Annotated in this window: 9 protein-coding genes; 4 read left to right on the forward strand and 5 right to left on the reverse strand. The window is 67.4% G+C overall.

Going from position 1 to position 10,108, the window contains the following annotated elements; genetic code table 11:
- Positions 1 to 127 precede the first annotated feature (127 nt).
- Entirely contained in the window at positions 128 to 697 is a 570-nt protein-coding gene (locus tag NK1_RS32905; protein ID WP_084461853.1) for a MarR family winged helix-turn-helix transcriptional regulator, read from the reverse strand.
- A 398-nt stretch (positions 698 to 1,095) separates the two neighbouring features.
- On the opposite strand from NK1_RS32905, the gene NK1_RS35960 reads away from it, so the two are divergent.
- From NK1_RS35960 to lipB, 3 genes are all read left to right on the forward strand, one after another.
- Positions 1,096 to 1,590: an aggregation-promoting factor C-terminal-like domain-containing protein gene (locus tag NK1_RS35960; RefSeq protein ID WP_245660998.1), complete on the forward strand. Its 495-nt coding sequence runs from the start codon at positions 1,096 to 1,098 to the stop codon at positions 1,588 to 1,590.
- A gap of 122 nt (positions 1,591 to 1,712) precedes the next feature.
- Positions 1,713 to 2,942 (forward strand): DUF475 domain-containing protein, encoded by a 1,230-nt coding sequence (locus tag NK1_RS32915; RefSeq protein WP_084461855.1) that lies wholly within the window; start codon positions 1,713 to 1,715, stop codon positions 2,940 to 2,942.
- 77 nt (positions 2,943 to 3,019) lie between these two features.
- On the forward strand, positions 3,020 to 3,670 hold the full coding sequence (gene lipB, locus NK1_RS32920; RefSeq protein ID WP_063015101.1) for a lipoyl(octanoyl) transferase LipB: 651 nt from the start codon (positions 3,020 to 3,022) through the stop codon (positions 3,668 to 3,670).
- Here lipB and NK1_RS35485 read toward each other — a convergent pair.
- The 3 genes from NK1_RS35485 to NK1_RS32935 are packed head-to-tail and all read right to left on the reverse strand — an operon-like array spanning position 3,613 to position 7,081.
- Positions 3,613 to 4,635, reverse strand: coding sequence for a Rossmann-fold NAD(P)-binding domain-containing protein (locus NK1_RS35485; protein WP_063015103.1), 1,023 nt, complete (start codon positions 4,633 to 4,635; stop codon positions 3,613 to 3,615). The genes lipB and NK1_RS35485 overlap by 58 nt on opposite strands.
- Positions 4,632 to 6,035, reverse strand: coding sequence for a pyridoxal phosphate-dependent aminotransferase (locus NK1_RS35490; protein ID WP_063015105.1), 1,404 nt, complete (start codon positions 6,033 to 6,035; stop codon positions 4,632 to 4,634). The genes NK1_RS35485 and NK1_RS35490 overlap by 4 nt, the downstream gene beginning before the upstream one ends.
- Positions 6,032 to 7,081 carry a helix-turn-helix domain-containing protein gene (locus NK1_RS32935; protein WP_063015107.1) on the reverse strand — a complete coding sequence of 350 codons (1,050 nt, stop codon included), beginning with the start codon at positions 7,079 to 7,081 and terminating at the stop codon, positions 6,032 to 6,034. The genes NK1_RS35490 and NK1_RS32935 overlap by 4 nt, the downstream gene beginning before the upstream one ends.
- A 387-nt stretch (positions 7,082 to 7,468) precedes the next feature.
- Between NK1_RS32935 and NK1_RS32940 the strand changes: the two genes are divergently transcribed.
- Complete coding sequence (locus NK1_RS32940; protein WP_063015109.1) at positions 7,469 to 7,960, forward strand: hypothetical protein; 492 nt, start codon at positions 7,469 to 7,471, stop codon at positions 7,958 to 7,960.
- Here the strand turns inward: NK1_RS32940 and NK1_RS34110 are convergent.
- Positions 7,933 to 10,108 (reverse strand): MFS transporter (locus tag NK1_RS34110; protein ID WP_084461856.1); only part of this gene is annotated, 2,176 nt, incomplete at its 5' end. The genes NK1_RS32940 and NK1_RS34110 overlap by 28 nt on opposite strands.

Below are 10,108 nucleotides of genomic sequence, written 5' to 3' on the forward strand. Positions count from 1 at the left end.
GGACAAAATAGTCAAAATCTGCCGATGCGACAGAGTCGGTCGCACATCCGCTGTCGGCGCGACGGTCGGAGCGTTCGGCTGCGCCGGCGGAGCCTCACTGGTCGAAGTCGTCATGTGTATGTAAGCCCTAATTCGATTCGGCTGTTGCAGTGGATTTTTCAGCTGTGGATTCTTCGATGCCGCTGACGAGCAGCTCGAGGAGATCGGTCAATCTGGCCCGTTCGTCGGCGGGCCACTCGGCCATCACCTCGGCCAGCCAGCGGTTGCGGTTTCGGCGGTTCTCCTCGAAGACCCGCACCCCTTCGGCGGTGGGCGCCAGCACGCAGGCCCGTCCGTCCACGGGGTCGGCCCGGCGTTCCACCAGGCCGTGTGCCACCAGCGATCTGGTCTGCCTGCTGATGGTCGATGTTTCGGTATGCAAGGTGTCCGCCAGCTTCCCCGTCCGCTGCGGACCGTCGTGGACCAGGCAGAACAGCACGGAGTAGGCCAAACGCTCCAGACCGTCCGGACCGTACTTGGCTATATGCGATTTGGTTCTGCCGATCGCCCGCATCAACCGGATCAGCTGGCCGCCGAGTCGATCGGCCACATCCTGTTCGGTGACACCGGCGCCGTGTTCGCCAGGGCCCGGGTGGTTACGCAAGCTACCGCCTTCGGCCCGCGTGCTCACACGGGAATCACGGGCATCGACGACCATGATCGAGTTTCCTTACTCCCCGCGACGCATTTGATTAGCATGTACAACTAGTTGCTGAGGCCAACTATACATACGTTCGGATACCGCTCGCACGTACCCCGGCCCACACCCGGGAAGCCCGAGCCGGACACGCCGATCCCAATCCGGACATCTCGGGATTACCGGTGGTTTGCTCGACCTGTCGCATTTCCGACTCTGATCGATCGGCAAGTCGACACGGAAGGACCGAGCTGACCATGTCCGCGCCAATCGAGCCCGCCCGAATTCCGGCCCAGCCGACAAATCAGACCGCGAAGCCCACCGATTCGGCAACGCATTTTCCGTTCATCTCCGCATCGCCGATCGGCTCGGCAACCTTGCCGCCATCTTCGACACCCGCCTCGGCCGGCCTCGAAATTGTGACCGAGACGACACCGAGGTCCCGTCTGCGCCGCGCCGCCCTCGCCGCGTTCTGCGCACTGTGGCTGGTCGGAGCACCGGCGGCCCTCGCCGCGACCGCCGGCGCCGACTGCGGCCCCGCGTGCGCCGACACCTCCGGATCGGCATCCGGTTCGGCCTCGGGTTCGGCGGGATCTTCCGGTTCCGCCACCGCGGGTCTGCTGCTCGGCCTGCCGATGAAGACGGTCGCCCTCACGATCGTTCCGGTCCCGCAGTTCCCCTCGTTCGACAACGTGATCACGCACGAGAGCAGCTGGAATCCCTTCGCCGTCAATCCGGAATCGGGCGCCTACGGCCTCGGGCAGGCGTTGCCGCCGGAGCGGATGGCCTCGCACGGCGTGGACTGGATGATCAACCCGGTGACGCAGATCCGCTGGACCTACGACTACATGGTCGAGCGGTACGGCAGCCCCGACGGGGCATGGGCATTCTGGCAGTCCCACCACTGGTACTAGCTGTCGATTGTCGCCGGGCCACTTCAACTGTCACAATCGATGGCAGGGTTGCGAGCACTCTGAATGCTGTGACCCGCGAGGTCATACCCCCCGCGGGTGTCGAATTGACGAAAGGCATCGGCATGTTCGTGCGAGTTTTCGCCCTGTCGTTCCTGGTTGCCGCGGCGTCCCTCGTCGTCGCGGCGCTGTACGGCGGGCCGGAGGCCGTGGTGCTGGTCGCAGCCCTCGGCGTTCTCGAGGTATCGCTGTCGTTCGACAACGCGGTGGTCAATGCCAGCGTCCTGCAACGCATGAGCGCGTTCTGGCAGCGCATCTTCCTCACCGTGGGAATGGTGATCGCGGTCTTCGGCATGCGCCTGGTGTTCCCACTGGTGGTGGTAGCGGTCGGTGCGCATCTGGACCCGATCGAGGCGCTGCGGCTGGCGATGAACCCACCCGCCGGCGGCGCGCCCTTCTTCCCGGACGGCCGGCCGAGCTACGAGACACTGCTCAACGACGCCAATCCGAAGATCGCGGCGTTCGGCGGGATGTTCCTGCTGCTGCTGTTCCTGAACTACATCTGCGCCCAGCGTGAGGTCACCTGGCTGAGCTGGCTCGAGCGGCCGCTGGCGCGGATCGGGCGATTCTCGATGTTCACCGTGGTGATCGCGCTCATCGCGCTGGTGCTCAGCGCCGGTGTGCTCGCGCCGAACAACAAGGCGGATGTCGTCATGGTCTCCGGCGCCCTCGGCATGGCCACCTATTTCCTCGTCGACGGCCTCGGCGCCCATTTCGAGAACGAACAGCCCGGCCAGGGCCCCTCCCGCGCCGCCCTGCTGACCGGCCGCGCCGCCTTCTTCGGCTTCGTGTATCTCGAAGTGCTGGACGCCTCGTTCTCCTTCGACGGCGTGATCGGCGCCTTCGCCATCAGCGCGGATCCGATCGTCATCGCATTGGGGCTCGGACTGATCGGCGCGATGTTCGTCCGTTCGATCACCGTCTACCTGGTCCGGCGCGGCACGCTGGCCGAGTACATCTATCTCGAACACGGTGCGCACTGGGCGATCGGCGCGCTCGCGGCGATCCTGCTGGTCTCCACCGGCCACCATCTCGACGAGGTCGTCACCGGGCTGCTGGGAGTCGGGATCATCGTCGCGGCCTACCTCAGCAGCATCGTCCACAACCGGCGCCACCGCGCGCCCGCTGCCACCGAGACCGAGCTGGAACATCTGACCCTCGGCGGTGACGAGCTGACGCTGCGCGGCGATACCGGCACGCTGTCCAGCCTCGACGGCGGCTTGCCCATCGATCGGGTCACGTTGCGCGGCGACGCGCTGCCGGCGCGGGACAAGCTCAACACCGAGGCGTACTGAGAAATGGCGTACTGAGAAATGGCGTACCGCGGACCGCTGCCCGCCGTCGCTCGCTGCCGCGGTCGTATTCTCGGATCATGAGGTCGCGGCCGCTGACACTGATCCAGGACGAACTCGTCGACTACGACAAGGCCATGGAACGCATGGCCGAACTGGTGGAACAGCGCCAGCGCGACGAACGCCCGGATACGTTGTGGCTGCTCAGCCATCCGCAGGTCTATACGATCGGGCGCCGGACACCGAGTGCGCATCTCCCCGATCCGGATCACGGGATTCCGGTGGTGGAGACCACCCGCGGCGGACAGCTCACCTATCACGGCCCGGGACAGCTCGTCGGATATCTCGTCGTGAAGCTCGGTGACGGCGAGGGCGTGGTCGACTACATCCGCGAGGTGGAACACCGCCTGGTCGCCGCGCTCGACCGGCTGGGCATCCGGGCGCAACGCCGCGACACCCCGCCGGGATCGGAACTGCTCACCGGCGTGTGGACCGTCGAGACGGGCCGCAAGATCGTCTCCATCGGCATGCGGCAGAGCCGCGGCGTCACCAGCCACGGCTTCGCCATGAACGTCGACGGCGACCTGGAACCGTGGCAGTGGGCCGTCGCGTGCGGCCTGCCCGACGTGGATATGACGTCGGTGCGGCGCGAACAACCCGGCGCCGGAATGGATCAGGTTCGTCCGATCGTGGCGGAAGCATTCGAGGCGAAGACATCCGACACCGTCTGACCACCCGGCAGGCCGGATTCCGCCAGTCGCAGTATCGCGGCGGTTACCGCCGTACTGTAGGCCCGGCTGGCCGGGGCCGGTCGCCGCGCCGGATAGTTCGAGCGGTGGGTCACCACGACGCCGTTGCGCAGCACCACGGTCGCGTCGGTGACGGTCGCCGCACAGTTGCCACCCGCCTTGGCGGTGAGGTCGACCACGACCGCGCCGTCCCCGAGCGCGTCGAGTGCGGTCCCGTCGACCAGCAGCGGAGCCCGTTGCCCACGCCGCACCGCGGCGCAGAAGACCAGATCCGGTTTGTCCGCGCGGATCCGCTCCAGGACGCAGGCGGCGTCGACGTCGTGGGACCAGTGAAAGACGTTGGGGCCCTGCACGTTCAGCGCCTGTCGTAGTTCGGGCCGGCGGCCCAGCACCACCGGCGGTTCGGCCCCGCAGGCGGCCGCCGCCGCGACGGCCGACAGTCCGGCCGGACCGCACCCCAGAATCAGGGAACGGATCGGCCTGCGCACGGTGCGCGGCACCAGCCGCCGGCCCGCGAGATAGGCCACGCTGCCGGCGATCCGGCTCATCGCCGAGAGCGCGTCCAAGGCACCGGCCTCGTGGGAAAACAGCTCGAACGCAATCGATTCCACACCCGAACCACGCAGTTCGGCGATCTGCGCGGCTCGCCGCAGCGGATCCTGGAAGCCGATCAGCGTGAGATGCGGCCGCCGCGACATCGCGCGCAGATCGTGGGTCGCCGGCTTCACCCACGCCAGCACATCGCAGGCCGCGACCACGGCGCCCGGATCGTCGACGAGGGCCGCTCCCGCGAATCGGTAGGCGGCGTCGTCGAATCCGGCCGCCCGCCCCGCGCCGGCCTCCACCACGACTCGCATCCCGGCCGCGATCAGGCATCGGACTCCGTCCGGCGTCAGCGCCACTCGCCGTTCCCGGGCGGCGGTTTCGCGCAGCACGCCGACGATCACGCCGGTGGCTCCGCGATTCCACGCCGGCGCAGGATATCGCGGTAGGTGGCGCCACCGGCCAGCTCGGCGACCAGCCCGCCGAGCCGGTCGAAAAGTTCGTCGACCAACTCCCGGGCCTCGGTGCCGGGTCCGCGGCGTGGTGCGAGGACGTTGAGCCGCACACCCGTCCGCGCCGATCCGGTGCGCCCGAGCGCGACACTGTCGATCCCCGCACCGGCCAGCAAGAGATCCTCGAGCTCAGCGCTGTCGCGCACTCCCGCCGCGTCGAGAAGAGCGCCATCGGCGACTACCGACAGGAACATGCTCGCCCCGGAGCCCAATGGCCGCAACACATTCGGGCCGAATTCGGCATTGATCGCGGCGATCCGGTCCAGGGCGGTGTCGAACTGTTCGCGCACCAGCTTCCGGTTGTGCTCGAAATAGGCGTCTGGCGTATGGTCCAGCACCGCGCGCACCAGATGCGTACTCTCGCGCTGAAAAGCGATCGTGAGTCGCGCCCGGATACGCTCCAGCCACTGCGCATCGCCGGTACACGCCGCGCCCAGTTTGCACGGCCCGAACGCGTTGTAGCCCTTCGAATTACCCGTGACGGTCACCATCCGGTCGTACAACCGGACCGAGCCGTGCGCGGTCGGCACCTCCAGCGCGGCGAGCGGAATATGCCCGCCGACGATCCGGTCGAAGGCCATATCGCAGACCACCGGAACCTCGGCCGCGACGAGAACCCCCGCGATTTCCCGCAACTCGTCCGCCGAATACTGCGTGACGACGGGATTGCCCGGCAGCGTGAGCAGTACGGCACACACGGCATCGCCGTGCCGTGCCAGTTCCCGGGTCAGTGCGATGGGGTCGATGCGGAACGAATCGTCCGGTGTGGCCTCCGGAACCACCACGCGCACATCGAATTTCGCGATATGAGTGGCGAAGTTCTTGTAGAAGCCCTCGGGGCAGACGATCACCCCGCCGGGACGCACGACGGTCGCGATGACCTCCTCGAGCATCAGCATGCTCGAATACGGGCAGACGACAACCTCGTCGGGTCGTACCCGGACGCCGGTCACTCCGTCGGCGGGGCGGTGCAGCCGGTCGAACAGGCGGGCGGCGGCCGACTCCCGCAACTCGAGCGGTTGCCGCTTGTCGTAGTCCGGCAGACCTCGGCGCCGGATCCGATGCGGCGCCAGGTCGTTCCAGGCCCGCCGCAGGGCGCGCATCGCCGCCGGATCGATCTCGAATCCGGTCTCGCCGTGGTACGCGTCCAGCACACCCTCATACCGGCGGCCGGATCGGCCGGGAAACGACGCGGTCTCCGACAGCTGCCGGCGCAGTTGCTTCTTGCGCTCCTCCGAACGCAGGATCATCGCGGCGGCGGCCCGCTCGGTATGCCGGGGGCCGCTCGTCACAGCCGCCCTGTTTCCAGCGACGCCTGACCGGGGGTCGGGATGTCGTCCCAGGCGCGAAGCAGCGTCTCGCGGAACAGGTCCCGTCCCTCACCGTCGCCCAGGCGGTCGAATCGGGCCAGCCGCGGATCGGCCAGCAGATCGTTGACCACGATCGCCGAACCGATGCGCCGCAGGTCGTAGAGCTTCTCGAAGCGCCGGACCGCGAACGCCACGTCGTGTTTGAGCACCGAGAAGCGCGTCGCGACCCGGGTCTGGCGGGAGTAGTCGTATTCCCCGACACAGACATACCGGTCGTCGACGACCAGCATGCTCTGCGCGTTGCGGGCATGGTCCCGCTTGACCAGCACACTCTCGACACCGGAGCGCGCCTGCCACCACAGCTTGTCGTCGTAGGGCCACACATCTTCGATGCGATCCAGAACGTACATGCGCCGCACCGTGACTCGCGGCTCGTGCACCGCGTCGGCGAGGCGCACGATCGCCGCATGGTAGTCGTCGCCGACGTCACCGCCGATGGTGCCCAGATCGGCGGTGTGGATGGCGCGCACGGACTGTTCGGCCTGCTCCAGGATGGTCAGCCAGTCGTTGACCGTATTCCACTCCCACACCGTCGCACTGCGCGACGGTATCTGCGCCAGCAGCTCTTCCGCGCGCTCGAGCTGGCGAGCGGCGATGAGGCGCAACGGCTCCACCTCCTCGCGCGCGCCGCGGGCGTCGAGCACCGTCTGCGCGATCGTCAGCACCCGATCCACGACGCCCGGGTCCTTGCCGAGGAGCACGTTGAAACGCATCCGCAGGTCGTAATGCCCGCCGGGTTCGGACGAGCCGCCGACGCCGTCCATCGGAAGTTCCTGCCCCAGCGCCGAACTCAGACGTTCCCGCAGCGGCAGCGGCGGCACGCGGGTGCCGTTCTCGATCTGCTGAACGAGGCTGCGTGAACAGTCCGCCTGTTTGGCCAGCGCGGCCTGGGTGAGACCGGACTCGATACGGAGCCGGCGCACCAGTTCGCCGATCCGTTCGCCACCGTCTGGGTCAGATTGTGTCACGATGCGGAATTCTAATCACATGTGGCCCATCGCATCCTCAGCTGAACATCAATTTTTCATTACTCCGGTGAGCGCCCGGCGAACGCAGCTCGCCGATAACTCGAATGTGCCCGGCCTGCTGCGGATTCTGCCACATGACGCTCGAAAGCGTTCCGCAGAGCCAACTTTCACGCCTTCGCACCCCGCTTCGGTAATCAATTCAGATATTCACTGGGCATATCTGATTGAAGATGGGCATTGAGGTCTCGAAGATATCGCAGATAAGCACAGATGCTTAGTTGACAGCCCCGGAAAGCCGTCCTTAGCATTTAGCTATAGCCACCGGCTCTCCGTTTATCGGAGCGGCAACGACCGCCGCAGCGGCCGGCTTGGTGGAAGGGGAATGCCATGACGCTTCATATCACCGACTGGTTGATGACCAGCGATGTCACCCCGGAATCTGCCCAGCGCCTGCCGTCACTTCCCGGACAGTGGTTGCTGAGCTGGCTGCCCGGCGAGCTTCTGACCCAGGAACAGGCGCTGAGCGGCATGATCCTGGACGAAATCCTGTCCGATCCGACTTTCGTGGACGACCTCGGGGCCGTCGAGATGGCCACCCTGCACGCCGCCGAACTCGGCATCACCCTGGACGAGGCGGTGATCCGGCTGTGCGCCCGGGTGCTCGAGCGCACAGCCCTGCCATCCGGCGATATCGGGCCGGATGACATCGGCCCCGGCGACATCGAACCCGGGGATATCGGACCGGGTGACAGGGGGGCGAATGCCACCGAATACGGCCCGGTCCGAGGCCACCCGCACCTACCGCATGTCCACCGCACCCCGGTGTCGCCGCACCGGCCGCGGTATACCGATCACGATCTGTCGGCCGCGCCGTCGTAGCAGAGCCGCAGGTCGTGGGCGATCTGTTCGCCGTCGACCGCCACCCGTGCACTGGCCGGCGGATAGCCGCGACCCACCACCGTGTAGTCCCCGGCGGGGAGATCGTCGATCCGGTAGCGACCGTCCCCGTCCGTCAACGCCGCGGCCACCACCGCGCCGCCCGAATCCAGCACCGCCACGTGGGCGTGAGCGACCGGACCGCGCGCGGAGCGCACCCGGCCCGACAGCACTGCCGTCGGCGCGAGTTCGATGTCGTAGCGCAACACGCCGGTCTCGGGAACGGTCAACGTGGCGGCATCCGGCCTGCGATGTCCGGCGACCGCGACCAGGGTGTAGATGCCCGCGACGATGCCGTGACAGGCGTAGGCGCCGTCGGCTCCGGTCACCGCGGCACCGACGACCTCGCCGCGCCGATCGGTCAGGGTCACGGTCACGCCCGCGAGTGGCCGGCCCGGCCCCTCGGTGACGATGCCGGACAGCTCCCCCGACCCCTGTAATGTGAGATCGACCGTCTGGGGTTCGGAACCGATCGCGACGTTCACCGCGGCGGGCTGATGTCCCTCGGCGGAAACGATCAGCACATAGTTACCGGCGTCCGGCACGCTCAGGTGGTAGCCGCCCGCGCCGTCGGTCGTCGCGCGCGAAACCTGGTGTCCCCGTTGGTCGATCAGTGTCAGCGCCGCACCGGGTACGGATTGCCCGTCTTCGCGGTGGATGTGTCCGGACACAGGCGCGTCACCGGGCATGTCGCCGACGGCCTCCGGGAACGCGGTCTGTGTGGCCGGTTCGGCGAGGGCCGGCGCCGATTCCGGCCGGGCGGCTTCGGCTTCGGCCTCCCACAACGGCTCCCGCTCCCAGGGTTCGGGTGACTCGGCGGCTTCGGCTTCAGCCCCGGACCGCACGTCCCGCGGCGGCTCGGCGGGCTGCGGTGGTGCCGAACTGTCCTGCAGCGGAATCTCTTTCATGAACAGCAGCACCACACAGGCCGACAGCGCCACCCCGGCGGCGGCGTAGAACACGCCGTGCAGGGAGTCGGTGAAGCCGATCAGAATCGGATCGCGCACCTGTTCCGGCAGTGCCGCGATACCGCTGGTGTTGGCCTGCAACCGATCGAGTTCGCGGGTGTCGAAGCCGGGCGGCAGCACACCGCCGAACGCGTCGATGATCTTGTGCGGCAACAGATTGAACAGAATCGTCAGGAAGACCGCGACCCCCAGCGTGCCGCCCATCTGCCGGAAGAAGGTCGCCGACGCCGTCGACACACCCATATCCGACCGCGGACCGGCATTCTGCGCCGCGATGATCAACGTCTGCATACAGCCACCGAGGCCGAAGCCGATGACCGCGCTGTACACCAGCGGCTGCCACAGCGGGCTGTCGTAGTGCACCTGCGCGTACAGCGCCGCCCCGCACGCGATGACGAAGGTGCCCAGCACGGGCAGGATCTTGTAGCGGCCGGTCAGTTTGGTGACCTGCCCCGCGATCAGCGAGCCGATCATGATGCCCAGTACCAGCGGCAGCATCAGCAGACCGGCCTTGGTGGGCGAATAACCCCGAACGACCTGCAGATACAGCGGCACCATACTGATCGCGCCGAACATCGCGATACCGACGATTAAACCACCCAGGATGGTGATGGAGAACGTCGAATTCCGGAACAGCCGCAACGGAATCAGCGCGGCGTCCTTCATCAGGAATTCCACGAGGACGAACAGCACGAGCCCGACCGCACCGATGCCGTAGCAGAGCAGCGCGCGCGGCGACTCCCAGCCCCAGCCGCGGCCCTGCTCGGCCACGATCAGCAGCGGCACCACACAGATCGCCAGCGCGATCGCACCGAACCAGTCCACGCGATGGCGCTGCCGCTCGTGTGGCACATTGAGCACCTTGGCGACCACGGCCAGCGCGAGCACACCGATCGGGACGTTCACCAGGAACACCCAACGCCAGCCGTCGATACCCCACAGCGTGTCGTAATCGGAGAAGAAGCCGCCGAGCACCGGGCCGGCGACCGTCGCGGTGCCGAACACCATCATGAAATAGCCCTGGTACCGCACGCGTTCGCGAGCGGGCACGATATCCCCGATGATGGTGAACGCCAAGGACATCAGGCCACCCGCACCCAAGCCCTGGAACGCGCGGAAGGCC

The organism is Nocardia kruczakiae NBRC 101016 (genome assembly GCF_001612965.1).
Lineage (GTDB): Bacteria > Actinomycetota > Actinomycetes > Mycobacteriales > Mycobacteriaceae > Nocardia > Nocardia kruczakiae.